We start from the raw sequence: 25,711 nt of genomic DNA, 5'->3' as shown, positions 1-25,711 counted from the left end.
GGGTGCCGCGGCGGCCGGTGGTGCGTGGGTGTCAGACGGCCACCCACAGGGCGGGGACGTTCGGCGGTTCCCAGCCCGGATAGGCGGTGTGCCCCTGGAGGCACCGGTAGGTGGTGCCGTTGTAGGTGACCAGGTCGCCGGCCGCGTAGGTGGCCCCCAGCCGCCAGGTCGTCTGCCCGCCGCCGTCACCGGGCACGGTGAGCGTGTAGGTGGTGGAGTGGGTGGCCTCGCCCGTCCCCGTGAGGGTCAGGGTGTAGGTGCCCGGCACCGTGCCGGCCGCCACCTGCACGGTCGCGGTCGAGGACTGACCGGAGGTCACCGACGCCGGGGCGAAGGAGACCGTCACACCCGACGGAGCGCCCGACGCCGACAGGCGCACGGTCTGGGCGTCACCGCTGACGGTGGCCGTCGAGACGGTGACCCCGGCGGACGAGCCCGGCTGCACGGTGCCCGCCGAGGGGTTCGCGGAGAGCGAGAAGTCGTTCACCGGCACGGTGGTGGTGCCGACCGAGGTCTTCCAGAGCGTGTAGGCGATGCCGTCCGCGCTGCGGTTCAGCGCGGTGGCGCTGATGTTGGCGGTGGTGTCGCAGGAGGAGTGGTAGCAGGGGTCGTAGGAACGCCCCGCCGTGCCGCCCCACTTGGCCGCCTCCGCGGCCGACTTCACGGCCGAGGCGCCGGTGGCGTAGCCGGAGGTCGGGACGCCGATCCGCTGGAAGGAGTAGTCGTCGCTGCGGCCCTGTCCCTCGACGTTCTCCTGCGGGGCCAGCCCCAGGGAGGCCCAGTACTCCTTCATCGGGGCGGAGGCCACCGAGTTGAGGTTGTTGATGAAGTACCCGCCGTTGACGGAGCCGACCATGTCGAAGTTGTAGTACGCCTTGATCCGGGCGCGTTCCGCCGAGGAGAGGGCGGTGGCGTAGTAGTCGGAGCCGTTCAGCCCCTGCTCCTCGTCGGTCCACCAGGCGAAGCGGACGCGGTTCTTCATGGCGGGGTTCTGCCCGGCCAGCGTGAGCGCGGCCTCCAGCAGCGCGGCGGAGCCGGAGGCGTTGTCGTTGATGCCGGGCCCGGCGGACACACCGTCGAGATGGGCACCGAACATGTAGACGCTGTTCGCGTCCCCCTTCGGCCACTCGGCGATCAGGTTGGTGCCCGCGCCCGCGGTGCAGCCGGAGGCGCAGGTCTGCTCGGTGACCGTGTAACCGGCCGCCTGGAGCTTCTCCTTGGTGTACGCCACCGACGCGTCGTAACCGGCACCGGTGGAGCGGCGGTTGCCGCCGTTCTGCGTCGCGATGGACTGGTACCGGGTCAGGTGCGCCTGGACGGCGGCCACGTCGACGTCCGGGGGATCGGACGGGCCGGTGCCGCCCGAGACGGCGAGGGTGTACTGGGCGGTGTGCGTGGTGGTGCCCGCCGTCCCCTTGACCGTCAGGGTGTACGTACCGGCGGCCGCGGCGTCCGAGGCGGAGATCCGCAGGGTGGAGGAGGAACCCGAGGTGACCGTCGCCGGACTGAAGGTGGCGCTCACCCCCGCCGGGGCGCCGGAGGCGGTCAGGGAGATCTGCTGGGCGCCGCCGGAGACGGTGGTCGTGCCGACCGTGGCGTTCACCGCGGCCCCGGCCTCGACGCTGCCGGAGGACGGGCTGAGGGAGAGCGAGAAGTCGGCCTGCTGTCCGGTGCAGACCGGGTCACCGCTCTGCGCCGGGACGCTGATCGCGTTCCAGGCGGCCTTGGTGGCCTCGAAGAGCCCGCACCCCGGGTCCAGGTTCTTGGCCGCGGTCAGGGTGGCCGTGCGGTAGCGCTTGTAGGTCATGCCGCTGGTCTTGAGCAGCATGGCACCGTAGAAGACCTTCCCGGCGTTCTGGATGCCCACCCCGGTCACCTGCTGGTTGTTGCAGGTGGGGCTGGAGGGCTTGCCGCCGCCGGGGCTGGAGCCCTCGGCCAGCAGGTAGAACCAGTGGTTCATGGGGCCGGCCGCCGCGTGCTCCTCGGTCGAGGGGATCGACGCGGAGTAGCAGGCGGGGTCGTTGTTGACCAGGGCGGGGTTGTACATGTTGCGGATGGGGCCGCGTCCCTGGAGGTCGATCTCCTCGCCGACGGTGTAGTCGGGTGTGTCGTACGGGGCCGGCTGGTCGGAGTACGCCTCGGTCAGGGCGCCCATGATGTCGCCGGTCGCCTCGCCGAGCCCGCTCTCGTTGTTGGCGCCGCCGGGGGTGTAGGTGTCCAGCCCGTGGCCGAACTCGTGGGCCACGACGTCCATGCCGGCGATCCACTTGTTCGCGCTGTTGCGGCCGATGGTGACCGTGGAGCCGTCCCAGTAGGCGTTGAGCTGGTTCAGCCCGACCCGGACCGGCCAGCTGCCGCCGTTGCCGTTGTGGCCGTTGCGCCCGAGCCAGTCGCGGAGCATGTTCCACTGCTTCTGGGCGGCGAACATGACGTCGACGCAGCCGGTCTCCTTGCTGGTGGCGTTGCCCGTGCCCCAGGAGTCGGTCGACTTGGTGAAGACCCCGCCGCTGTAGTCCGAGCACTGGAGGCCGGGACGGGTGGTGTCACGCAGCACGTAGCTGCTGCCCGAGCGCGAGGTGTCGATGGTGAGCGGGTTCGGGCCGTTCCACTCGCTGGTGCCGGTGCCGGCGTGCACGTCGTCGTAGCTGCCGGCCACCTTGCCGGTGCGCGCGTCCACGAAGACGTGCAGCCGGCTCGGCTCCTTCCGCTCCGTGCGGCCGGTCAGCACGGTCTCCCAGGCGAGGGTCTGGACCTCGTCCTCGATGTGGACGACCAGGCGCCGGGATTCGACCCTCTGCACCGTGGCGAGCCGGGAACGGCTGGTCCTGACCGCCTGGTCGGCGGTGATCCGGGCCTTCGTCGGTACGGCGATCGCGTCCTCGGCGGCGGTCTGCACGGAGCGGACCCCGCCCCGGCCGTCGACGAGCACGACGGCGTCGCCGCCCACCACCGGCAGGCCGTGGTAGGTGCGTTCGTAGGCCACGGAGTAGAGGCCCTCCGCCCACGGGGTCACCTGGTGCCGGTCGTACCGCTCCTCGGGCCCGCCGGCCGCGAGGGAGTCGAGGCCGCTGTTCACGGCCCGGTCGGCGGCGGCGACGGCCGTCGCCACGGGATCCGGCCGCTCCGGCGCGGGAGCGGACCGGGCCGAGGCGGACGCCGGTGCCATCACCCCGCCGATTGCCAGGGCCAGGGATATCCCGGCCACCGCGGTCTGTCTGAGCATCGTCGCTCCTTGTGAGAGTTGCGTGTTCCACGTCCGGGCATGGGCATGCCAATCGACTGTCCGGGGGTGCGGACGTCCGACCGGCGGCCGGCCGGTGCCGGCCGCCACGTGGCGCGGCTGGCGGAACCCTCACACCACGGGGCGCCGTGGTCAACGGCTGCGGGCGCCCCGTGCCGGTCTGTCAAATTCCGGCTAGCGCGTGTTCCCGGAGGGGTGGCGCCCGCCCGCCGGGCACCGCCGGGCCCCCGGGGCCTCACGGTCCGGGGCTCGCGACCCGGGGTCGCGCGGCCCGGGGAGCGGGCGCAGGACACCGCCGGGGACCGCGGACAGGACCCTTGGCTGTCCCACAAGAGCCGTACCGGTCCGGGGCCGCTCAGCCCGCCGTCAGCCGCCGCCCCAGGACGTCGAGTCCGTACCGCAGCCGGCGGAAGTACGTGGCCCGGCTCATGTGGAGCCGGCGCGCCAGCTGCTGATGGGTCTGCGGGCGCCCGAGGTAGTAGTGCAGCAGGATCCAGCCAGCCTCGGCCTCCCCGGGCTCTTCGCTGTCCGCCAGCGCGCGCACCCCCTCCCGCAGCGCCTCCTGGAGGTCCCCCGCCGTCGTGGTGTGCGGGGGGCGCAGCAGCGGGCTGTGCGCCAGCCAGCCGGCATCGGTGATGTGGGCGAGGGCCTGGCCGACGTCCCGGCCGGTGGAGTGCGGGGCGCCGCCCGGGCCGAGGGCCAGCCGTCCCACCCAGCCGGCGATCGCGTCACGCTCGAAGTCCTGGCTGTAGATCTCGGGTTTGCGGCCGCACTGGTAGACGTCGTCGGTGGTGGTGCCGTGCTGGTGGAAACGGAGCCGGTCCAGCAGCCGCTGGTAGTGCGGGTTCGGTGTGGAGACGGTCAGCAGCAGGCCGTTGGCCATGACGTGGTGCAGCAGGTCGCGCAACAGCCGCGCGTGCAGGCCCCGGTCCGGGCAGTACGCGGCCCCGAGCACCAGCGACTGCGCCCGCCGGCCGCTCAGCACCCGCTCGGTGTGCTGCTGGAGCAGGGGTTCCACGCTGCTGACGGTGCGGTCGGCCACCCGGACCAGACCCATGACGCCCACGGCCCGGCCGTCCCGGTCCCGGGCGAGCCGGAAACCGGCGGGATCGTCGCGCAGCCACTGCTCCACCAGACGTTCCGTGCGCCGGGTGTCCATGCCCCCCTGCCGGGCCCAGCCGTGCATCAGCCCTCCGATGGCGTCGGCGTCGCCCGGGACGGCGGTCTGGATCGCGCCGTCGGCGGGGCTCGCCGGGAACAGCGTCTCGTGGATGACGGCGTCGCCGCTGAGGGCCATGACCCCCTCGGCGATCCTGCTCCGGCGGGTGACGGCCGTCTCCGAGCCCAGTTGCCGCCCGCGGTGGGTGAGCGCGCGGGACCGCGAACCGCTGTGGGCCGCGGGCTGCCGCCACCGATAGGCTTGTTCGAACACGCTGCGGAACGGTTCGACGACGGCGAGACCGAGTTCCGTACGGGTCACGAGGCTGAGCCCGCCGAGGGTGCCGAAGAGCTCCCGGTCGGCTCCGAGCAATTCCCGGTCGCCGCCCCACATGGCGGCGAGCCTCTCCAGGGCCCGCTGCCACCGGTGGGCGGGCTGCTCGCGGGAGAGCCGCTCGGTGATCTCCTGGGCGACCTGGTCGGCGACGGCCCCGGGGGAGTCCGGCGTGGCGCCCGCGTGCAGCGCCCGGCAGACCGCGCCGGCGATCAGCGGGTTGCCCCCGGCCAGCCGGACGACCAGCTCCCGGGCCGCCGGGCCGGTCAGTTGCGCGGCCACCGCCAGCCGTGCGACGCGGTCGTCGGGCCAGGGCGCCGTTTCGACGACCGCGGCGCCCGAGAGGGTCCACCCGGGCCGGGCCAGTAAGGACCGGCGGCTCACCAGGACCAACGGTGCCGGACGTGCTTCGTACGCGGTCCGTACGTGCTCCAGCAGCGCGAGGGCCCCGGGGCCGTCCGCGCCGTCCAGGACGAGCGGCTGCGCGGTACGTTCGCCGAGTGCCGTGCGCACGGCGTCCCCCGCTCCGGCGCAGGCCAGGTCCACCGTGCGTGCCGACGGAAGCCGCGACACCAGCCAGGACTTCCCGCTGCCGAGCGGCCCGGTCAGGTTGACCAGCCGGTGCTCCTCCACCGCCGCCCTCAGGACCTCCGGTGTCGCTCTCACCGAAGACCCCGTCGCCGCCCCAGCCATGAGACCCCCTGCCCCGCTCCCCGGCGGACCGCCGGTGATCACGGCGAACACCCTAATGACCGGCCTTTGCCGCGAGAAGGCCGCGAGCGGAGTTCTCTTCATGAGACCTCTGTGAGACTTCGCCGTACGAGGCCGGGGCTAGCTTGTCCCCGTGGTCACACCAGGCAGCGGGACTGAGCACTCGGGGAGGCGACATGAACACCCACAGCATGTCCGTACTCGGCCTGACCAGCACCGAGGAGGACATCTACCGGCACTTCCTGCGCAACCCCGGGACACCGGAGCGCGCGGCCCACGACGTGCTCCCCCGGGACCGGGCGGACGGCGCACAGGCGATCGCACAGCTGAGACGACTGTGGCTGCTGCACGGTGACGACGAGAGCACCTGGGCCGTGGACCCTGTCGTCGCCGTGCCCCGCCTGGCCGGTGAGCGGCTGGACACGGCGCACCGGACGATGCGCCAGCTCGTCGACATCCGGCCGATCCTGCGGTCGCTGCAACGGGACAGACCGGCACCGGGGCCCGCTTCACCGGAAGGGGAGAGAGCCGCCCTGCACCGGCTGGGGGATCTGCGGCAGGTACGGGCCCGGGTGGGCCAACTGGCCTTCGACGCCCGGTCGGAGGTGCTGTCGGCCGAACCCTACGACACCCTGTCGCCGGAGAGTGCCGCGTACGCCCAGCACCTCGGCCCCGGCCGGCTGGGCAAGGAGGTCCGGGTACGCGTCCTCGTACGCCTCACAGCCCTCGCGGACACAGGCGCCCTGGCACGCCTGCGGGAACTGCACCGTGCCGGAGCGGCCGTCCGGGTCGCCGACGAACTCTCCGAGCTGATCCTCGTCTACGACCGGCACGCGGCCCTGGTGCCCATCGACGCCCGCGACCCCGCACGCGGAGCCCTGTACACGGAGGAGGGCGGGCTGGTGAGCAGCCTGGTCGGACTCTTCGAACGGCTGTGGGCCACCGCGGCCGACTTCGCCGGCCTGGTCGCGGCCGACACCGGCGAGGTCGCGCGGCTCACCGACACCCAGCACCTGGTGCTCACCGTCATGTGCGCCGCCAGCAAGGACGAGGCGGGTGCCCGGGAGGCCCGGATGTCCCTGCGCAGCTACCGGAGGCACATCTCCGACGTCCTGCGGCTGCTGGGCGCCCGCAACCGGGCCCAGGCGGCCCTGCTCGCACGCGAGCGCGGCTGGGTGTGAGCGGACCCGGGGCCCGGCCGCGCGCCCGCCCCGCCGGGCGCCCTCACCCCGCCCCCGCCCCGCCGGGGCCGTCCGCCCCGGCGCCGGCCCGTCCCAGCGGCGGCAGGGGCAGGCCGAACTCCCGGCGCAGTGCCGTGCGGGCGGCCAGCAGGCCGCACATCCCGTGCACCCCGGGCCCCGGCGGGGTGGCCGCGGAGCACAGGTAGACGCCCGGCAGCGGGGTACGGTACGGGTCCCACCGGGCGACGGGCCTGAACACGCTCTGCCGGAGGCCGATCGCGCCCGTCGCGATGTCCCCGCCGACGTAGTTGGGGTTGTAACGGGCGTAATCGGCCCCGGACATGCCGCGTTCGGCGACCACGGTGCCGGTGAAGCCCGGGGCGTACCGTTCGATCGCCGCCCGGACGAGGGGGAGCGGGTCGCGGGCGGACCCGTGCGGGAGGTGGGCGTAGGCCCACACCGGACGGAGACCGGGCCGGGCCCGCTCCGGGTCGGCGACCGCCGGGTCCACCACCAGCACGAAGGGCCGCTCGCCCGCCGTACCGCGGGCGTTGGCCGTCTCCTGGCGGAAGACCTCCGCCGCGGTGCCGCCGAGGTGCACGGTCACCGCCCGGCCGGTGCCGGGGGCGGACCAGGGGATCGGCTCCGAGACGAGGAAGTCGGCCTTGCCGGCGGACGGACCGTACCGGTAGCGGCGCAGCGCCCGGGCATAGCCCCCGGGGAGCCGGTCCCCGGCCAGGGCCGCCAGGGCCGTGGGCGAGACGTCCAGCAGCACCACCCGGACACCCGCCAGTTCCCGCAGGTCGGTGATCTTCCGCCCGGTGTGCAGCACTCCGCCGTGCGCCCGGATGTCGGCGGCCAGCGCCTCGGCGATGCTCCGGCTGCCGCCGCGCGGAACCGGCCAGCCGGGACCGTGGGCGAGCGTGGCCAGCAGCAGTCCCACGGCGGCGCCGGGCAGCGACGGCAGCGGGCCGGTCAGATGCGCGGCGGCGCCCGCGAGCAGGGCCCGTGCCTCCTCGTCGCGGAAGGACCGCGGCCCCAGCCGGGTCCCGTGGAGCAGGACCCGGCCCGCCAGCGCCGGCGCGGCCCGGAGCCCGGGCGGGCGGCGCAGGTCGGAGAGGAGCAGCCCGGCCAGGTCGTCGCCGTGCGCCAGCAGGGGTTCCATCAGCCGGCGCCAGCGCGCTCCGTCCCGTCCCAGCCCGGCACAGGTCGCGTCCAGGTCGTGCCAGGCCAGGGCCGCCCGCCCGCCGTCGAGGGGGTGGGCGTAGCTGACCTCCGGGCGGAGCATGTCCACACGCGCGGCGAGCCCGAACTCCCTGAAGAACGGGGAGGACATCCCCATCGGATGGACCGCCGAGCAGATGTCGTGGACCACGCCGGAGCCGAAGAGGTCGGCTCCGCGCAGCCCGCCCCCGACGGTACCGGCGGCCTCGTACACCGCGACCCGCAGTCCCGCTCTGGCCAGGGTGACGGCGGCCGCGAGGCCGTTCGGTCCGCTGCCGACGACGGCCGCGTCCACCGCGCTCACCGGGGGCACCCCCGCCCCCGGGCGGGCAGCGTACCGGCCGGGCCGCCCCCGGGTACGGGCGGCGGGCTCCCCGCCCGCCGGGGCGGGCCCTCGGCGGGGCCGGGGGTCATCCGGCGACCCCCGCCGCGGGCAGCGCCACCGGCGCACCGGACACGTCCTCCCCCGGGGAGGCGGCGCGGGCGCCGTCCGCGAACTGGGCGGCGGCCAGCCGCCGGTAGAGGTCGTCCTCCCGGATGAGCTGCCGGTGCGTGCCGACGGCCCGGACCCGGCCGCCGTCCAGGACCACGATGCGGTCGGCCTCGGCCACGGTGGAGATGCGGTGGGCGATGGCGACGACCGCGCAGCGGCGCGCGATGCGCCGGAGACTGTCGCGCAGGGCCGCCTCGGCCTCGGAGTCCAGATGGGCGGTGGCCTCGTCGAGGAGGATCACCGCGGGCTTCTGCAACAGGGCACGGGCCACACAGAGCCGCTGCCGCTGGCCGCCGGAGAGGCCGGTCCCCTGGTCGCCGAGGCGGGTGTCCAGACCGTCGGGCAGGGCCGCGACCACGTCACCGAGACCGGCGAGCTCGACGGCCTCGGCTATGTCCGCCTCGGTGGCGTCGGGTGCCGCGTAGACGATGTTCTCCCGGACGGTGCCGCGCATGGCCGCGCTGTCCTGCTGGACGTAGCCGACGCGGCCGCGGAATTCGGCGGGGGACAGATACGCGATGTCCTTGCCGTCCAGGACGACGCTGCCGCGCCCGGGCCGGTAGAACCGCTCGATGAGCTGGAAGACGGTGGTCTTGCCCGCGCCGGAGACGCCGACCAGCGCGGTGAGCCCACGGCGGGGGACGGTGAAGGAGACCGCCTCCAGGACGGGCCGGTCGCCGTAGCCGAAGCCGACGTCGCGGAACTCCACCGCCGGGTGGCCGCCCTCGTGGACCGCGCCGCCGGCCGGCGGCCCGTCACCGTCCTTTGGCGCGGCGGGAGCGGCGGCACCCCGGGGGGGAGGGGCGTCCTCCTGCGGGATCCCCGCCAGTTCGTCCACCCGTTGCACGGCGGCCCGGCCCTGCTGGTAGGTGCCGACCGAGAGGAACACCAGGACCAGCGGGGAGACGAGGTAGAAGAGGTACATCGTGAAGGCGGTGAAGTCGGCGACCCCCAGGGAACCGGTGGCCACCCGGGCCATGCCGATGCCCATCACCGCGGCCAGCGACACCTGGAGGCCCACGTTCAGGACGGGTGAGAACAGCGCGTTCAGGACGGTGACCCGGTTGCCGGACCGGCGCACCCGGTCCGCGAGCGCCGCGAGCCGGTCCTCCTCGCGGCCTTCGGCACCGGCCGCCTTCACGGTGGGCAGGGCGGCCAGCACACGCTGGAGGTCCGCGCCGAACTCACCGGTGTCCGCGCGGTTCACCAGGGCCGCCTTGCGCAGGCCCCGGGCCACCCCGACGGAGGCGACGCTCGCCACACCGAGGCAGCCGACGGTCACCAGCAGCAGCCAGACGTCGATCAAAGCCATCATCACGGTCCCGCCGACCACGATCAGGCCGTTGAGGAGGATCTGCGCGAGGCTCTGGGTCAGCGCGATCTTCATCAGCGCGGTGTCACCCACCAGCCGGGTGTGCACGTCGCCCTGCCGCTGGGAGTCCAGATACGCGAGATCGGCGCGCAGGACCCTGCCGGAGAGCCGGACCCGCGCCTCGCGGACGATGTTCTCGCCGGCCCGGCCGATGAGGCAGCCCTGGGTCGCGGAGAGCACGGCGTCCGCCACGAACAGCACGGCCAGCAGGGCGACGAGGGCGGCGACCGGTTCGTGCCGGCCCGCCGCCTCGATGAGCCGGGCGACCAGCTTGGGCTGTACGAGGGTGGACACCACCCCGGCCGACCCCAGCAGCACCCCGCCCGCCAGCAGTCTGCGCTGGTCGCGGGTCAGACCGGCGACGAGCCCGCGCGGTACCGCGGTGGCGGTGGCGGCGGTCACGGCTGTTCCGTCCGGCCGGCGGCGTGCGTGAAGCGGCTGATGTGGACGGGGCTCCGCTCAGGGACGAACGGCCCGCCCGACCAGTCCCCGTACAGGCCCGTCCGTTCGAGTCCGGCACCGGTCGCGTAGGCGTCGACGTCCTCCGGTGTGGTGAGCCGGGTGATCTCGCTCCCGATGCGGGTGCCGCCCGGCTCGTGCAGCAGATGGGAGGTGTGCCACAGGTTCTGTTCGAGGAGCAGGGTGGAGTAGGTCTGCAGTCCCGTCCCCGGCTCGGGGTAGGGCACGAAGAAGGAGGTGCGGCTGAGCCCTTCGTGCAGGGTGCGGACGAAGCCCGGGTTGTGGGTCTCCACCACCAGGGTGCCCCCGGGAGCGAGGCTCCGCGCCGCGCGGGTGATCGCGGCGCGCTGGTCCGCCGGGTCGAGCACCAGGGACAGCGTCCCGCAGACGCAGTAGACGAGCCCGTAGCGGGTGCCGTCGTCATGGGTGCGGATGTCGCCGTGCACGGGGGTCACCGCGTCCTGGGGACCGGTGGCGGAGCGGAGCTGTTCGAGCATCTCCGGGGAGGAGTCCACCCCGACGACCTCGCCGGTGAGCCGGGCGAGCGGTACGGCGATGCGGCCCGTGCCCACACCGAGTTCGAGGGCGGGACCGCCGGGATGCCAGGAGGCCAGCGCCGCGGCCGTACGGGCGGCGGCGCCGTCCTCGGGGAAGAGGCGGTCGTAGAAACCGGCGAAGACCCTGCCGTAACCGATGTCCGCGATCTCGGGGGCCGCGGTGTCCGACGGGGCGGTGGCGGTGCTCATGCCTTCTCGCTTTCTGCCGCCGGAGCGGACGGGGCGCGCATCGGTGTGTAGGGGGAGACGAAGATGATCTCGGGCTCCTCGGTGTCGTCGTAGCCGGCGTTGCGGACGAGCGTGAACTGGAAGCCCTTCACCCCGGTGGCGCCCGAACGCTCGATGCCGGCCCGGAAGTAGGCGCAGAGGATGCGGTACCCGGGCAGGCCGCGGGCCACCGCGAAGCCCTTGTCGAGGTGGCGCATCACCTCGGCGCCCAGGTCGAAGACGGCCTTCTCCGCGCGGCGGCCGGGGAACCAGAGGATCTGGTGGGCCCTGCGCCCGGCGATGACCTCGACGGGGACCCAGTCGGAGGTCTCCCCCGCCTCGTCGAGGGTGCGGTAGTAGAACTGGAGGTCGTGCTGGGCCGGGTTCGGCGCGAAGAAGCGCCAGTTGGGGAAGAGCGTGGAGAACACGTCGAGCCGGATGAGCCTGCTGAAGGACGGCTGCGGGTGCTGGGAGCAGATGGTGCCCACCAGCGCGAGGCCGGCGAGCAGCCGGACCGTGCCGTCGGTGCCGCCGAAGTGCCGGGAGAACACCTGACGGGTGGGACGGGTGAGAACGGTGGTGTTCACCGGGCCTCCTGTTCCGCCGGGGCGGGGTGCCGCCCGTCCGTGTTCCGGGCGGTGGTGTCACCGAGGAAGCCGACGAGGTGGCGGGCCGCCTCGGCGGCGAACCGGGGGTCGGTCAGGATGCCGTCGTGGTCGGCCGCCTCGATGACGGCGCTGCGCACGGTCCGGCCGGGCGGATGGGCGTCGGCGAGGTCCTTGTGCATGAGCAGATGGTCCGGGTCGCGGTCCACCGTGTGCTGGGCCGAGAGCACCAGGGCATGGGTGTCCAGCGGGGGGAGGGGGCCCTGGAAGGAGCGGAAGTCCCGCTCCGCGGCCCGCCATTCCCGCAGGGCGGCGGTCCACACCCGGGGGTCGGCGTACTCGGCCATCGCGCGGCTCCGCACGGGGGCGGGCAGGTTCTCGACCCAGTCGGGGGTCTGCATGAGGATGCCGAGGCCCAGCCGCAGGCTGACGGAGGTGGTGCGGATCATCTCCTCGACGTGGCGGGCGTTCCGGCCCTGCTGGCCGGACCGGTCGAGCTGCTCGGGATGGGAGCTGTCCACGTAGACGACGGAGTGCACCCGCCCGCCGAGCCGGACGGCCGCCCGCCGGGCGATCTCACCGCCCAGGGAGTGCCCCACCAGCGACACCTGACGCCCCGCCGGGACGGCGGCCTCGACCAGGTCGACCAGGTCGTCCACCGATTCCCCCAGGTGGTACGGCGTGCCGGCGTGCCGTCTGCTCGCCCCGTAACCGGCCCGGCTGTAGGCCAGCCACTGGTGTCCGCCGGCGCCGAGGGCCCTGGTGTACCAGCTGAAGTGGGCGGGCAGGGCACCGAGTCCGTGCACCAGGACCGTCACCGGGCCGGAACCCTGCCCGGTGGCCGTGCCGTCGTGGGCGAGTTCGTTGCCGTGCCGGGTGGTGACCGTGCCGCCGTACGCGTGGTCGGTGGCGCGCAGCCTGCGGTGGGCGGCGACGGTGGCCGCGACGGCCGCGGTGCCCGCCAGGAGCAGGCCCAGGGCCGCCGGCATGCGGTCGTCCCGCCCGGCGACCGCGGGGTGGCTGCGCGGGGCGCTGGTGTAGGCGACCATCGGATGCATCGCGGTGAAGGCCGGAACGAACCTGCCCAGGCCCATGACGAAGCCGTTGGCGACGTGGAAGGCGGCGGCGGCGCCGATCACCGGCCGGGCCAGCAGGCCGCCCTTGAGATAGAGCACCGGGAAGAGGCACTCCAGGGCCAGCACGCCGTGCGCCAGGGTGCGCGCGGCGCGGGGGTGGCGCCGGGCCAGCCGCCAGACCCCCTCGTGCCCGTAGGTCCTGGTGCGCATGACGCCGGTCAGCGCGGAGCCGTCGCGCCAGTCCCGGCCGAGCAGCTTGACCCAGCCGGAGACGGCGTACGACAGGTTGGACTGGATCGCGACGTACCACAGCAGCGCGTCCTGGGCCGCGGGCGAGGGGACGAGCCGGGCCAGGCCGGTCGCGGTCTGCACCATGCCGGACGCCTGGTCGGACCCGTCGGTGCCGTAGCGGTGGGTGGGGTAGAGCAGGGCCCCGCTGACGCCGAGGAAGAGGTTGGCGGCCCCGCGCCGGCGGCTGTCGCCCGGCAGCAGGAGGGCGGCGCTCGCGGCCACCCGGGCGGCATGCAGCACCCGGGTGGTCCGCTCGTCGGCCACGGCGTCGAGCAGCTTGCGCAGCGGCCTGCCGTAGCGGGCGTGGCCGTGCCGGGCGAGGGCCCAGTCGTTCAGTCCGCCCGTCCGCTTGTGCTCCGGGCCGGTGAGGTGTTCCAGGCTGGACAGCAGGGAGGTCACCGCTGCCAGGCGCTCGGCGGCGCCGATGGCCTGGGTGCGGGAGACGGGCACAGGACCGGTGAGGGCCGAGAGCACGGCCCGGACCGTGGGCCGGGAGGCTCTGGGCCTGTCGGGGGAAGAAGGCATGGAAGGTTCTCCTGGACGGAAGCCGGGTGACCGGCACCGGCCCCGGCCGCCGGGTGGACCGGTGGCGGGGGCCCGGCGTGCGGACCACCCGGATACGGATGCGCTCCGGAGCGGGAGACCCCGGCGGGCCGCCCTCGCCGGTCCCGGCACGGCCGGTACGCCGACCGTGCCGGGACCGGACGTCTGCGTCAGCCGAGGACGATCTCCGGCACGGGCTGGATGGGCCCGCCGTCACGTCCGGCCACGAACGCGTTCACCAGGGCGTAGCCGATGATCACACCCGATGCCACTGCTGGTGTGGCCATGACAGGTGCGTGTGCGGTGGTGTACCGGCCCTCAGGATCCTCGATCCCGATGTCGGTGAGGGCGCCGGGTCTCCGCAGAAAGGACACATCACTCATGTCGATCTCCTTTTCCTCGTCGTTCTTCTCCGGGTGGGGGAGCGGCTACTGGATGACCGGCTCCTGCGAGCCGATCGCCTGGCAGACGGCCACGCCGAGCGCGATGCCCGCGACGAAAGCCGCCGCGGTCACCGGGGTGGCGGCGACCGGGGTGGCCTCCGTGCGGGTGAAGCCGGTGTCGGTCTCGGACAGCGGACGCGACGTGGCCGGGGTGACCGGGCACAGGGCGACGTTCATGCTCTTTCTCCTTGTGTGATCGGATGGCACGCGGGTGCGTGGGGTGCCGGGCCGGTGGCGCGAGGGGCCCGCTCAGAGATGCGGGTACTCGCTGCCCCCGATGAAACTGACCGCCACGACGGCGCCGAACTCCGCCACGACGACCGAGGCGACCGGACCGGCGGCCGCACCGGGGTCTCCGGTGTCGTCCGGGACCAGCTCACGCGTCGTGGCCGGGGCGGTGTGACGGAACGGGAGCCGCTCGGCCCCCGCTCGCCGGGGCCCGGTCACTGCATCACGGGTTCGGTCTGGCCGATGATGGCGCCGGCCGCGTAGGCGACGACCACGGCGGCGGCGACGGTGACGACCACCTGCGTGGCGGCGATCGGTGCCGCGCCGCCGAACACCTCGCCCTCGGCGCCCTCTTCGAGCGGCCCCACGGCCGCCCAGCGGGGGGTTCTTGCCTGTTGCACGTTCCCTCCTCCGTCAGCCCGGTCGGCGCCGGGCGCCGCCGGGTCCGTACGGCAGCGCGGTCCCCCGGACCCTGGGGCCCGGCCGGAGAGTGCTGCCGTCTGTGCGCTCAACGATGGCGAGGCGGCCGGGCGAACGGAAGGTCATCGGCTGGCACGAGGCTGCAGGATGGACAGCAGGATGGTGCAGGCCCGGAGAGAGGGTGCTCCGGGGCGTTTGAGGGCCCGGGGAACGGCGCATGATCGGAAGTCGGCCCCGGACGGCGGGTGCCAAAAGCGCGCGTTCCGCGCCTGCCGGGCGACCGGGTCAGGTCAGCTCGTCCGCGAGCAGGTCCATCAGCAGGCCGTCCTCCCAGACGCCTGTCCGGTGGTTGCGCCAGTACGACCGCATGATCCCCACGGGCTTGAACCCGGCCTTGCCGTAACAGCGGATCGCCGCGGTGTTGGCCGCGGCGGGGTCGATGGTCAGACGGTGGTGGCGGCGCTCCTCCACGAGCCACCGGGCCAGCGTGCGGACCGTGTCGGTGCCGAGTCCCTCCCCGTGGTGCCCCGTCGTCAGGAACACGTCGATGCCGGCGCGGCGGAACTCCTGGCCGCCCTCCTCGGAGAACTGGACGGCACCGATGACCTCGCCCCCGTGGACGACGGCCAGCTTGCCCTCGTAGCCGTCCGGGGGCGGCCACCACGCCGCGACGGCCGGCTCCCGTACGATCCGGTCGAGGGCGGCGACGTCGTCCCCGGTCACCGGCCGCAGTGTGATCCTGTCCCCGCTCAGCTCCATGCCCCCATCCTCCCCGGGCGGCGACGGCACCCGCAGCCCCTTTTCCACGGCACCCGCGGCTCCTTCTCCACGGCACCGGCAGTGCCCTCTCCACGGCCCCCGCAGTCCCTTCCCGGGGCACCCGCGGCGTCTTTCCGGTGTGCCCGCAGTCCTTTTCGCGGTACGGACCGGACCGCCCGGCCGCCGGCGCCGTCGTTAGACTCGGCCGCACCATGACGACGTTCCCGATGCCCGCAGACGAAGCCGAAGCCCGCGCCCTCCAGGACGTGTTGCGCGAGCGGGTGGTGCTCGACGAGAGCGGGCCGCCGCCCGGCACCGGCCATGTCACCGGCGTGGACGTGGCGTACGACGAGGAGCGGGACGTCGTGGTCGCGGCGGCCGTCGTGCTGGACGCGGCCACACTCGACGTGGTCGACCGGTCCACCGCGCGCGGCAAGGTCACCTTCCCCTATGTGCCGGGGCTGCTGGCCTTCCGCGAGATCCCGGCCGTGCTCGCCGCGCTGGAGGCGCTCACCGCCGACCCCGGGCTCGTCGTCTGCGACGGCTACGGACGGGCCCACCCGCGCAGGTTCGGCCTCGCCAGCCACCTCGGTGTGCTCACCGGGCTCCCCGTGATCGGTGTCGCGAAGAACCCCTTCACCTTCCGGTACGGACAACCCGGCCCCCACCGCGGCGACTTCAGCCCGCTGCTGGACGGGGAGGAGGAAGTCGGCCGGGCCCTGCGCACCCAGGAGGGCACCAGACCCGTCTTCGTCTCCGTCGGCCACCGCACCGGACTGGACAACGCGTGCGCCCACACCCTCGCCCTGGCCCGTGACTTCCGTCAGCCGGAGACCACTCGCAGGGCGGACGCCCTCTGCCGGGCCGCGCTGCGGGAGGCCGTGGCCTGATCCGGCCGCCGGCGCGGCCGGATTGTTGCCGACTGAGTACATGTACGGATGTTGTTCGTCGAACATTCAGGGCAGGCTGGTACACATGATCGACCACAACACGCCCCGTATGAGCACCGGAACCGTTCGCCTGGCTCAGCGCAAGATCGCCGTCGGTATGACCCTCGGCGTCTTCGCGAGTGCGGCATGGACCGTCTCCATGGTCGTCACACTCGCGTCCTGGATGCTCTGAGCCCCGGCGACGGCCGGCGCGTGTGGTGCGGACGCTCAGAGCGCCGCGGCCACCCGGAAGCCGATCCCGGCCGAGCGCAGCCGCTCCAGCAGCGCGTCCCCCATCGCCACCGCCGTGGTCACCTGCCCCGCCGTCCGCGGCAGTTCGTCCAGGGCCAGGCACAGGGCGGACTCGGCCAGCATCTTCGCCGTCTCGTCGTAGCCCGGATCGCCGCCCGAGACCTCCGTGAAGACCCGCCGGCCTCCGCCCTCCCCGACGAAGCGCACCGTGAACCAGCTCTGGCTCCTGCGCCGTTCGCCGGGCCCGCTGCCCGCCGCGTAACGGCTCATCAGCCACTCCCGGAGCGGGGGGACCTGCGCGGCACCGGCCAGCGCCCCGAGCGCGGCCGTCCCGCCGAGTGCCACCGGGAGCCGCTTCACCGAGGCGAAGTGCCGGTAGCGGAAGTCCGGGCCGTACCGTTCCAGCGCCCGCGCCGAGCGTTCCACCACCCTCGGGTCCAGAGTCGGCAGCGGCAGCGCCCAGGTGCCGGTCGCCGAGCTGAAGTGCGGTGACCCCTGCGGCGCCCTGGCCCGCCGGCCCACCGGCCGGGGTTCGCGCCGTCGGCGCTCCCGCGCGGCGCGGGCCGTCTGCGGGCCACGGCCCAGCGCGGTGAGCGCCGAGGCGAACGTACCGCCGGAGAAGACCGCGTGGGTGCGGACGAACCCGTCCACCGTCAGCGGGACCCCCTCGGGCAGGCGGCCGACGGTGAACCAGACCCCCAGGTCGTGCGGTACGGAGTCGAAGCCGCAGGCGTGCACGAGCCGGGCGCCCGTCTCCCGCGCGCGGGCGTCGTGCTCCAGGTACATCCGGTCCACGAACTCCGGCTCGCCGGTGAGATCGGCGTAGTCCGTGCCGGCCTCGGCGCAGGCGGCGACCAGCTTCGCGCCGTACCTGACGTACGGCCCCACCGTCGAGACCACCACATGGGCGGACCGGGCCAGGTCGCCGAGCGCGCCGTCGTCGTCGGCGTCCGCGGTGACCAGCGGCAGCTCCGCGCAGCGGGGAAAGGCCGCGGCGAGCCGTTCACGGAGGCGTTCCAGCTTGGAGGAATCGCGGCCGGCCAGTGCCCAGCGGCAGCCTTCGGGGGCGTGCTCGGCCAGATAGGCGGCGGTGAGCGCCCCCACGAAGCCCGTGGCGCCGAAAAGGACGATGTCCAGGGGGCGTTCCACCCCGTTCTGCCTGTTCACTCTGCCTCCGTGGCGGCCGGCGCCGAAGCGGGACCGGTCGTCATGACCGGCTCTGGCTGCCAGAGGGTAGCGGAGGGGGCCGTGGCGTTGCCCGGCCGGGAGGCCCCGGGTGCGGGAGGATCGCTCCAGGACTTCTAAGCGCTTGCTCGGCCGAAAGGGTTGTGCGGAGGGGGCCTTCTTCTTAGCATCATCGATGTTACATCAGTTGTGTCACACCGCTGGGGGCTTGATGTCAACGACAGGACACCGCCCGGGCGGCCCGCTGGCCGGGGTGCGCGTCGTCGAGCTGGCGGGTATCGGCCCCGGCCCGTTCGCCGCGATGCTGCTCGCCGACCTGGGCGCCGACGTGGTGCGCGTCGACCGCCCGGGCGGCTCCGTCCTCGGCATCGACCCCGCGTACGACCTCACCAACCGCAACAAGCGCTCGGTCCTCGTCGACCTCAAGGCAGAGGGCGGCGCCGAACAGGTCCTCGAACTCGCCGGGCGCGCCGACATCCTGATCGAGGGCTACCGGCCCGGCGTCGCGGAACGCCTCGGGGTCGGCCCGGACGCGTGCATGGAGCGCAACCCCCGGCTGGTGTACGGGAGGATGACCGGCTGGGGCCAGGACGGGCCGCTGGCCGGCCGGGCGGGGCACGACGTCGCCTACATCGCGCTCAGCGGGACCCTCTCCATGATCGGGCGGGCCGGCGGGCCGCCCGTCGTACCCGCCAACCTGCTCGGCGACTACGCGGGCGGCTCCCTCTACCTCGTCGTCGGCGTCCTCGCCGCCCTCCAGCACGCCCGTACGCCCGACGGCACCGGGCAGGTCGTGGACGCCGCCGTCGTCGACGGGTCGGCGCACCTCGCCACGATGATCCACGGCATGCTCGCCGCCGGAACCTGGCAGGACCGGCGCGGCACCAACATCCTCGACGGAGGCTGTCCCTTCTACGGCACCTACGAGACCTCCGACGGCGGGTACATGGCCGTCGGCCCCCTGGAACCGCGGTTCTACGAGGAGTTCACCGCGCTGCTCGGGATCGGGGAAGAAGCCCCGGACCGGAGCGACCCCGGCCGGTGGCCCGAACTGCGCGACCTCGTCGCCGCGCGCTTCGCGTCACGTACCCGGGCCGAGTGGACGGAGGTCTTCGAGCCCACGGACGCGTGCGTGGCCCCGGTCCTCTCGCTCCGCGAGGCCCCGTCCCACCCCCACCTCGCCGCCCGCTCCACCTACGTGGAGCACGACGGCCTCACCCAGCCCGCGCCCGCGCCCCGCTTCTCCGCGACCCCCGTCTCGGTGCGCCGCGGGCCCGCCCGCCCGGGTGCCGACACCGAGGCCGTCGCGGAGGAATGGGGAGTGCCCGGCCTCGTGCCCCCCGGCGAAGGGGCCGCCGGCTGACGGAAGCGCCCGTCCCGCCGCTCCACACGGCCCGCCCGCCCCGCCCGTACCGAACCAACCGGCCCAAGGAGGCCCGAAGTGCAGCGGCAGATCTTCACCGAAGAACACGAGGCGTTCCGCGGGACCGTCCGCACCTTCCTGGAGAAGGAGGTCCTCCCGTACTACGAGCAGTGGGAACAGGACGGCATCGTCTCGCGGGACGCCTGGCGGGCGGCGGGCCGTCAGGGCCTGCTGGGGATGGCGGTCGGGGAGGAGTACGGCGGCGGAGGCAACGGCGACTTCCGCTACAGCGCGGTCCTGGCCGAGGAGTTCACCCGCGCGGGGGTGGCCGGCCTCGCGGTCGGGCTGCACAACGACATCGTCGGGCCGTACCTCACCACCCTCGCCACCGAGGAGCAGAAGCGCCGCTGGCTGCCCGGCTTCTGCAGCGGCGAGACCGTCACCGCCATCGCCATGACGGAACCGGGGGCGGGCTCCGACCTCCAGGGCATCCGTACCACCGCCGAGGACCGGGGCGACCACTGGCTGCTGAACGGGTCGAAGACCTTCATCTCCAACGGCATCCTCGCCGACCTGGTGATCGTCGTCGCCCGCACCACCCCCGAGGGCGGTGCGAAGGGCCTCTCGCTGCTCGTCGTCGAGCGCGGGGCCGAGGGCTTCACCCGCGGCCGCAACCTCGACAAGATCGGCCAGAAGTCCCAGGACACCGCCGAACTCTTCTTCGACGACGTACGCGTCCCCAAGGAGAACCTCCTCGGGGAACGCGACGGCGCCTTCATCCACCTGATGACCAACCTCGCCCAGGAGCGCATGGGCATAGCGGTCGCCGCGATCGCCGCCGCCGAACACCTGGTGGAGATCACCACGCGGTACGTGAAGGAGCGTGAGGCTTTCGGGCGTCCGCTGGCGAAGTTGCAGCATGTGCGTTTCGAGATCGCGGAGATGGCCACCGAGTGTGCTGTCACGCGGGCTTTCCTGGACCGGTGTGTTACCGACCACTCCGAGGGGGCTCTGGACGCGGTCCATGCCTCGATGGCCAAGTGGTGGGCGACGGAGCTGCAGAAGCGGGTCGCCGACCGTTGTCTGCAACTGCACGGCGGTTACGGCTACATGAGTGAGTACCGGGTCGCCAGGGCTTTCACCGACGGCCGCATCCAGACCATCTACGGCGGGACGACCGAGATCATGAAGGAGATCATCGGCCGCTCCCTGCTCGGCTGACCTCTTCCTGCCCACCCTTTTCGAAAGGCTGCTGTCTTGAGCACCGAAGCGTATGTCTACGACGCGATCCGTACCCCGCGTGGCCGTGGCAAGGCCGATGGGGCTTTGCACGGTACGAAGCCGATCGATCTGGTCGTCGGTCTGATCCATGAGACTCTCCGGCGTTTCCCGGATCTGGATCCGGCGGCGGTCGACGATGTCGTGCTGGGTGTGGTCAGTCCGCTGGGTGACCAGGGTTCCGACATCGCCCGTATCGCCGCGCTCGCGGCGGGTCTGCCGGATTCGGTGGCGGGGGTGCAGGAGAACCGCTTCTGCGCGTCGGGTCTGGAGGCGGTGAACCTGGCGGCGGCGAAGGTGCGTTCGGGGTGGGAGGACCTGGTTCTGGCGGGGGGTGTGGAGTCGATGTCGCGGGTCCCGATGGGCAGTGACGGGGGTGCCTGGGCGATGGATCCGATGACGAGTTTCGAGACGGGTTTCGCGCCGCAGGGGGTCGGTGCGGATCTGATCGCGACGGTGGAGGGTTTCTCGCGGCGTGATGTGGATGAGTACGCGGCGTTGTCGCAGGAGCGGGCGGCGGTGGCGTGGAAGGAGGGGCGGTTCGCCCGTTCGGTGGTTGCGGTGCGTGACCGTAACGGGTTGCTGGTGCTGGACCGGGATGAGCACATGCGTCCGGGGACGACGGCGGATTCGCTGGCCGGGCTCAGGCCGTCGTTCGCCGCGGTGGGGGAGATGGGCGGGTTCGACGCGGTGGCGCTGCAGAAGTATCACTGGGTGGAGAAGATCGATCATGTCCATCATGCGGGTAATTCGTCGGGGATCGTGGACGGGGCGGCGCTGGTGGTGGTGGGGAGCGGGGAGGTCGGTGAGCGGTACGGGCTGAGGGCGCGGGCGCGGATCGTTTCCGCGGCGGTGTCGGGTTCGGAGCCCACGATCATGCTCACGGGTCCGGCTCCGGCGACGCGTAAGGCGTTGGCCAGGGCGGGGCTGGGCATCGGGGACATCGATCTGGTGGAGATCAACGAGGCTTTCGCCGGGGTGGTCCTGCGTTTCGTGCGGGAGATGGGGCTGAGTCTGGACAAGGTGAATGTCAATGGTGGTGCCATCGCGATGGGGCATCCTCTCGGGGCGACCGGCGCGATGATCCTGGGGACTCTCGTCGACGAGCTCGAACGCCGGGACAAGCGTTACGGGCTGGCGACCCTGTGTGTCGGCGGCGGTATGGGCATCGCCACCGTCGTCGAGCGTCTCTGACCCGTCCCGCTCACGCCATCCCTCCCGGACCCCGTTTACGGAGAAGACCCATGACCGAGAGCACCACCATCCGCTGGGAACAGGACGAGACCGGCATCGTCACCCTCGTCCTGGACGACCCCGCACAATCCGCCAACACCATGAACCAGGCCTTCCGGGACTCCGTGAAGGCCGTCGCCGACCGCGCCGAGGCCGAGAAGGACTCCATCCGGGGCATCATCTACACCTCCGCGAAGAAGACCTTCTTCGCCGGCGGCGACCTCAAGGACATGATCCGCATCGGCCCCGGGAACGCCCAGGACGCGTTCGACGCCGGGATGTCCGTCAAGCGCGCCCTGCGCCGTATCGAGACCCTCGGCAAACCGGTCGTCGCCGCGATCAACGGCGCCGCACTCGGCGGCGGTTACGAGATCGCCCTCGCCGCCCATCACCGCATCGCCCTGGACGCCCCCGGCTCCCGGATCGGTCTGCCCGAGGTCACCCTCGGCCTGCTCCCCGCAGGCGGCGGTGTCACCCGCACCGTACGCCTGATGGGCCTCACCGACGCCCTCCTCAAGGTCCTCCTCCAGGGCACCCAGTACACCCCGCGCCGGGCCCTGGAGAACGGCCTGGTCCACGAGGTCGCGACCACTCCCGAGGAGATGCTGGAGAAGGCGCGCGCCTTCATCGACGCCCACCCCGAATCCCACCAGCCCTGGGACGTCAAGGGCTACCGCATCCCCGGCGGCACCCCCTCGAACCCGAAGTTCGCCGCCAACCTGCCGGCCTTCCCGGCCAATCTGAAGAAGCAGCTGGCGGGCGCCCCCATGCCCGCGCCCCGCAACATCATGGCCGCCGCCGTCGAGGGCTCCCAGGTCGACTTCGAGACCGCCCAGACCATCGAGGCCCGGTACTTCACCGAGCTGGTCACCGGCCAGATCTCCAAGAACATGATCCAGGCGTTCTTCTTCGACCTCCAGGCCGTCAACTCCGGCGCCAGTCGCCCGGCCGGTGCCGAGGAGCGGCCGGTCCGCAAGGTCGCCGTGCTCGGCGCCGGGATGATGGGCGCGGGCATCGCGTACTCCTGTGCCCGCGCCGGTATCGACGTCGTCCTCAAGGACGTCTCCGCCGAGGCCGCCGCCCGCGGCAAGGCGTACAGCGAGAAGCTGCTCGCCAAGGCGCTGAGCCGGGGACGCACGACCGAGGCGAAGCGCGACGAACTCCTCGCCCGCATCACCCCCACCGCCGACCCGGCCGACCTGGCCGGCTGCGACGTGGTGATCGAGGCGGTCTTCGAGGACACCGCTCTCAAGCACAAGGTGTTCCAGGAGATCCAGCACATCGTCGAGCCGGACGCGCTGCTGTGCTCCAACACCTCCACCCTGCCCATCACCGTCCTCGCCGAAGGCGTCGAGCGGCAGGCCGACTTCATCGGCCTGCACTTCTTCTCACCGGTCGACAAGATGCCCCTGGTGGAGATCATCAAGGGCGGGCGGACCGGTGACGAGGCGCTCGCCCGCGCCTTCGACCTGGTACGCCGGATCAAGAAGACCCCGATCGTCGTCAACGACTCCCGCGGCTTCTTCACCTCCCGCGTCATCGGCCACTTCATCAACGAGGGCGTCGCCATGGTCGGCGAGGGCATCGACCCGGCCTCCGTCGAACAGGCCGCCGCCCAGGCCGGCTACCCCGCCAAGGTCCTCAGCCTGATGGACGAACTCACCCTCACCCTCCCGCGCAGGATCCGCGAGGAGACCCGCCGCGCCGTCGAGGAGGCCGGCGGCACCTGGGCCACCCACCCCGCCGACGCGGTCGTCGACCGGATGGTCGACGAGTTCGGCCGTCCCGGCCGCAGCGGGGGAGCGGGCTTCTACGACTACGGCGAGGACGGCCGGCGCGGCCTGCTCTGGCCCGGACTGCGGGAGCACTTCACCGAGCCGGGACGCGAGATCCCGTTCGAGGACATGCGGGAGAGGATGCTCTTCTCCGAGGCCCTGGACAGCGTCCGCTGCCTGGAGGAGAACGTCCTGACGACCGTCGCCGACGCCAACATCGGCTCCGTCATGGGCATCGGCTTCCCGCCGTGGACCGGCGGCGTCCTCCAGTACATCAACGGCTACGAAGGCGGACTGCCCGGCTTCGTGGCCCGCGCCCGGCAGCTCGCCGAACGGTACGGCGACCGCTTCCTGCCGCCGCCGCTGCTGGTGGAGAAGGCCGAGAAGGGCGAGACCTTCCACGACTGACCCGGCACGCCCCCGCGGGCCGCGCCCACCACGGACTCACCCGTCGGTGAACGCGGCCCGCAGCTCCTCCTTGAGCGACCGCTGGAACGCCGTCAGCAGCGCCTGGAGCACCATCGGCTGCATATGGGCCGACAGCGACTTCATCGCCTTCACATGCTCCGGGTCGGACTCCCGCTCCCGGTACGGATTCCACACCTCGTCGCGGAACAGCCTGGTCAGCTCGTGGGCGGCCGAGCGGGTGTGCTCCATCAGCACCGTCCGCGCGGCCAGGATCGTCTCGTGCGCGATCGGTACGTCCAGCAGCTCCACCCCGAGCCGCAGCAGCCCCACGTCCACCCGGTACGGGCCGTCCCCGGCCGGGTGCTCCAGGACCCCCATCGCCGCCAGCCGGTCCAGATCCGGCCCGCTCAGCGCCCGGCCCGCCCGCCGCTCCAGCTCCGCCCGCTCCAGGTCCTCCGCGGCGTCCGGCGCCCAGGAAGCCACCAGGGCCCGGTGGATGGCCAGGTCCTGCGCGCTCAGATCGGGCGGCAGCTGTTCCAGATAGCGTTCGATGGCGGCCAGTGTCATGCCCTGGTGCTGGAGCTCCTCGATCAGCGCGAGCCGCGACAGATGGGCCGGACCGTAGTGCCCGACCCGGCGCGGCCCGATCACCGGGGGCGGCAGCAGGCCCCGGGTGCTGTAGAAACGCACGGTGCGTACGGTCACACCGGCGCGCGCCGCCAGCTCGTCGACGGTGAGCGTCGGCTCCTCGGTCCCGGTGGCCATGGCTGCTCCTCGTGGCGGACGGGCCCGTCCTGCCGGGCTCGGTCGATCAGGTCCAACAGTATTGCTGTCGCACCACTGTTGTGAAAGTGCCCGGAGGGACCGCGCACCGGACACCGCGGCCTGACGGACCCCGCCCGGGCTCCGGACGGCGGGCGCCCCGGGAAAACCACTGGCGGCGGCGGAGCCCGGGCGGAACGCCGGCACCGTGGCACTCCATGAGAACGAGGTCCGTGCGGACGAGGCGGTCGTCCGGTCACTGCTGCGGGAACAGCGGCCGGAATGGGCCGCCCTCCCCGTCTCACCGGCCGGCGCGGGCACGGACAACACGATGTACCGGCTCGGCGACCACCTGCTCGTCCGGCTGCCACGCGCCCCGGACAACGCGAAGGCCGTACGGGAGGAGCAGACATGGCTGCCGCGGTTGGCACCGCATCTTCCCTGCCGCATCCCCGAGCCGGTGCACGAGGGCGTGCCGGGCCCCGCGTTCCCGCTCGCCTGGTCGGTGTACCGGTGGATCGACGGTGACGAAGCCGGCCCGGCGTCGGTCACCGACCGGGCCGCCTTCGGGAGCGACCTGGCGACGGTCGTGCGGAGCCTGCACTCCGTCCCCCTCATGGGAGCCACCCGCCAAGGCGGGCTCAGCTGGTACCGCGGAGGCGGCCTGCGCGCCTGCGACCGGTGGATCAGCGGGTGCTTCGACGCCTGCCGGACGGTCCAGGGCCTCGGCCTCGCACACCTGCGGCACCTGTGGCAGGAAGCGCTCCTCCTGCCCGAGCCGTCCGCCCGCCACGTGTGGCTCCACGGAGACCTCAGACCCGCCAACCTCCTGGTCCAGCGGGGGAGACTCCACGCCGTCATCGACTTCGGAGGCCTCTCGGTCGGCTTTCCCGACGCCGAGCACTCGCCCCTGTGGGATCTCCCGCCCGCGGCCCGGCAGACGTACCGGGACGCCCTGGGCCTCGACGACACGACATGGCTGCGTGCCCGGGCGTGGGCCGTCGCCGTCGGGATCAGCGGGGTGTCGTACTACCGGGACACCCGCCCCCTCTTCGCCGGCGAATGCCTCTCGCGTCTCCGCGCGGTCCTGGAGGCCGCCGGCGAGCGGTGAACCGGTTCGGGCGCACGGCCTCCGGGCGGACGGGGCGGACCGCCGGTGAGCGGCCGTTCCCGATGCCCCGGCGTATCCGCCGGCCACCGGGAACGGCCGCACCCGGCCCCCGG

Annotated in this window: 22 protein-coding genes; 8 read left to right on the top strand and 14 right to left on the bottom strand. The window is 73.2% G+C overall.

Features of this window, described 5'->3' with window-relative positions; translation table 11 throughout:
* Positions 1–31: 31 nt before the first annotated feature.
* Complete coding sequence (locus CP967_RS02475; protein ID WP_150486337.1) at positions 32–3,223, bottom strand: M20/M25/M40 family metallo-hydrolase; 3,192 nt, start codon at positions 3,221–3,223, stop codon at positions 32–34.
* Positions 3,224–3,596: 373 nt separating this feature from the next.
* Positions 3,597–5,399 (bottom strand): hypothetical protein, encoded by a 1,803-nt coding sequence (locus CP967_RS02470; protein WP_229888604.1) that lies wholly within the window; start codon positions 5,397–5,399, stop codon positions 3,597–3,599.
* A 221-nt stretch (positions 5,400–5,620) separates the two neighbouring features.
* Between CP967_RS02470 and CP967_RS02465 the strand changes: the two genes are divergently transcribed.
* Positions 5,621–6,625: a helix-turn-helix domain-containing protein gene (locus tag CP967_RS02465; protein ID WP_150486335.1), complete on the top strand. Its 1,005-nt coding sequence runs from the start codon at positions 5,621–5,623 to the stop codon at positions 6,623–6,625.
* Between the two features lie 43 nt (positions 6,626–6,668).
* Here the strand turns inward: CP967_RS02465 and CP967_RS02460 are convergent, their stop codons facing one another.
* The 10 genes from CP967_RS02460 to aac(6') form a co-directional block, all read right to left on the bottom strand.
* The gene (locus CP967_RS02460; RefSeq protein ID WP_167535314.1) at positions 6,669–8,153 is read right to left on the bottom strand and encodes a phytoene desaturase family protein; all 1,485 of its coding nucleotides are present in this window, start codon (positions 8,151–8,153) and stop codon (positions 6,669–6,671) included.
* A 106-nt stretch (positions 8,154–8,259) separates the two neighbouring features.
* Complete coding sequence (locus CP967_RS02455) at positions 8,260–10,116, bottom strand: ABC transporter ATP-binding protein (protein WP_150486334.1); 1,857 nt, start codon at positions 10,114–10,116, stop codon at positions 8,260–8,262.
* Entirely contained in the window at positions 10,113–10,919 is an 807-nt protein-coding gene (locus CP967_RS02450; RefSeq protein ID WP_150486333.1) for a class I SAM-dependent methyltransferase, read from the bottom strand. Before CP967_RS02450 ends, CP967_RS02455 begins: the two co-directional genes overlap by 4 nt.
* Entirely contained in the window at positions 10,916–11,524 is a 609-nt protein-coding gene (locus tag CP967_RS02445) for a hypothetical protein (protein WP_150486332.1), read from the bottom strand. Before CP967_RS02445 ends, CP967_RS02450 begins: the two co-directional genes overlap by 4 nt.
* Positions 11,521–13,434: an alpha/beta fold hydrolase gene (locus CP967_RS02440; protein WP_229888605.1), complete on the bottom strand. Its 1,914-nt coding sequence runs from the start codon at positions 13,432–13,434 to the stop codon at positions 11,521–11,523. Before CP967_RS02440 ends, CP967_RS02445 begins: the two co-directional genes overlap by 4 nt.
* A 188-nt stretch (positions 13,435–13,622) precedes the next feature.
* Positions 13,623–13,835: a hypothetical protein gene (locus CP967_RS02435; protein WP_229888606.1), complete on the bottom strand. Its 213-nt coding sequence runs from the start codon at positions 13,833–13,835 to the stop codon at positions 13,623–13,625.
* 45 nt (positions 13,836–13,880) lie between these two features.
* A complete protein-coding gene (locus tag CP967_RS02430) occupies positions 13,881–14,072 on the bottom strand; it encodes a hypothetical protein (RefSeq protein ID WP_150486330.1) in 192 nt (63 codons plus the stop codon).
* Between the two features lie 72 nt (positions 14,073–14,144).
* Positions 14,145–14,342, bottom strand: coding sequence for a hypothetical protein (locus CP967_RS02425; protein WP_150486329.1), 198 nt, complete (start codon positions 14,340–14,342; stop codon positions 14,145–14,147).
* A complete protein-coding gene (locus CP967_RS02420; protein ID WP_150486328.1) occupies positions 14,339–14,524 on the bottom strand; it encodes a hypothetical protein in 186 nt (61 codons plus the stop codon). Before CP967_RS02420 ends, CP967_RS02425 begins: the two co-directional genes overlap by 4 nt.
* Before the next feature lie 304 nt (positions 14,525–14,828).
* A complete protein-coding gene (gene aac(6') / locus CP967_RS02415) occupies positions 14,829–15,302 on the bottom strand; it encodes an aminoglycoside 6'-N-acetyltransferase (protein WP_150486327.1) in 474 nt (157 codons plus the stop codon).
* Positions 15,303–15,514: 212 nt separating this feature from the next.
* Between aac(6') and CP967_RS02410 the strand changes: the two genes are divergently transcribed.
* Both CP967_RS02410 and mmpA read left to right on the top strand, forming a co-directional pair.
* A complete protein-coding gene (locus tag CP967_RS02410; RefSeq protein WP_150486326.1) occupies positions 15,515–16,192 on the top strand; it encodes an endonuclease V in 678 nt (225 codons plus the stop codon).
* A gap of 85 nt (positions 16,193–16,277) precedes the next feature.
* Positions 16,278–16,424 (top strand): morphogenic membrane protein MmpA, encoded by a 147-nt coding sequence (mmpA, locus tag CP967_RS33830; protein WP_167535313.1) that lies wholly within the window; start codon positions 16,278–16,280, stop codon positions 16,422–16,424.
* Between the two features lie 35 nt (positions 16,425–16,459).
* On the opposite strand, the gene CP967_RS02405 is transcribed toward mmpA, so the two are convergent.
* On the bottom strand, positions 16,460–17,650 hold the full coding sequence (locus CP967_RS02405) for a saccharopine dehydrogenase family protein (RefSeq protein ID WP_150486325.1): 1,191 nt from the start codon (positions 17,648–17,650) through the stop codon (positions 16,460–16,462).
* Positions 17,651–17,879: 229 nt separating this feature from the next.
* Here CP967_RS02405 and CP967_RS02400 point away from each other — a divergent pair, with 229 nt between their 5' ends.
* The 4 genes from CP967_RS02400 (at position 17,880) to CP967_RS02385 (ending at position 23,725) form a co-directional block, all read left to right on the top strand.
* A complete protein-coding gene (locus CP967_RS02400) occupies positions 17,880–19,031 on the top strand; it encodes a CaiB/BaiF CoA transferase family protein (RefSeq protein ID WP_150486324.1) in 1,152 nt (383 codons plus the stop codon).
* Between the two features lie 78 nt (positions 19,032–19,109).
* Positions 19,110–20,252 carry an acyl-CoA dehydrogenase family protein gene (locus CP967_RS02395; protein WP_150486323.1) on the top strand — a complete coding sequence of 381 codons (1,143 nt, stop codon included), beginning with the start codon at positions 19,110–19,112 and terminating at the stop codon, positions 20,250–20,252.
* Positions 20,253–20,288: 36 nt separating this feature from the next.
* Positions 20,289–21,503, top strand: coding sequence for an acetyl-CoA C-acetyltransferase (locus tag CP967_RS02390; RefSeq protein WP_150486322.1), 1,215 nt, complete (start codon positions 20,289–20,291; stop codon positions 21,501–21,503).
* A gap of 50 nt (positions 21,504–21,553) precedes the next feature.
* Positions 21,554–23,725, top strand: coding sequence for a 3-hydroxyacyl-CoA dehydrogenase NAD-binding domain-containing protein (locus tag CP967_RS02385; protein WP_150486321.1), 2,172 nt, complete (start codon positions 21,554–21,556; stop codon positions 23,723–23,725).
* A 36-nt stretch (positions 23,726–23,761) separates the two neighbouring features.
* Here CP967_RS02385 and CP967_RS02380 read toward each other — a convergent pair whose 3' ends face one another.
* Entirely contained in the window at positions 23,762–24,490 is a 729-nt protein-coding gene (locus CP967_RS02380; RefSeq protein ID WP_150486320.1) for a MerR family transcriptional regulator, read from the bottom strand.
* Positions 24,491–24,695: 205 nt separating this feature from the next.
* On the opposite strand from CP967_RS02380, the gene CP967_RS02375 reads away from it, so the two are divergent.
* Positions 24,696–25,598 carry an aminoglycoside phosphotransferase family protein gene (locus CP967_RS02375; protein ID WP_150486319.1) on the top strand — a complete coding sequence of 301 codons (903 nt, stop codon included), beginning with the start codon at positions 24,696–24,698 and terminating at the stop codon, positions 25,596–25,598.
* The last annotated feature ends 113 nt before the right edge of the window (positions 25,599–25,711 follow it).

The sequence above is a fragment of the Streptomyces nitrosporeus genome (assembly GCF_008704555.1).
GTDB classification, from domain to species: Bacteria; Actinomycetota; Actinomycetes; order Streptomycetales; family Streptomycetaceae; genus Streptomyces; species Streptomyces nitrosporeus.
Note: the sequence above shows the minus strand (reverse complement) of the source record. Positions and strands in the feature narration are given on the sequence as shown.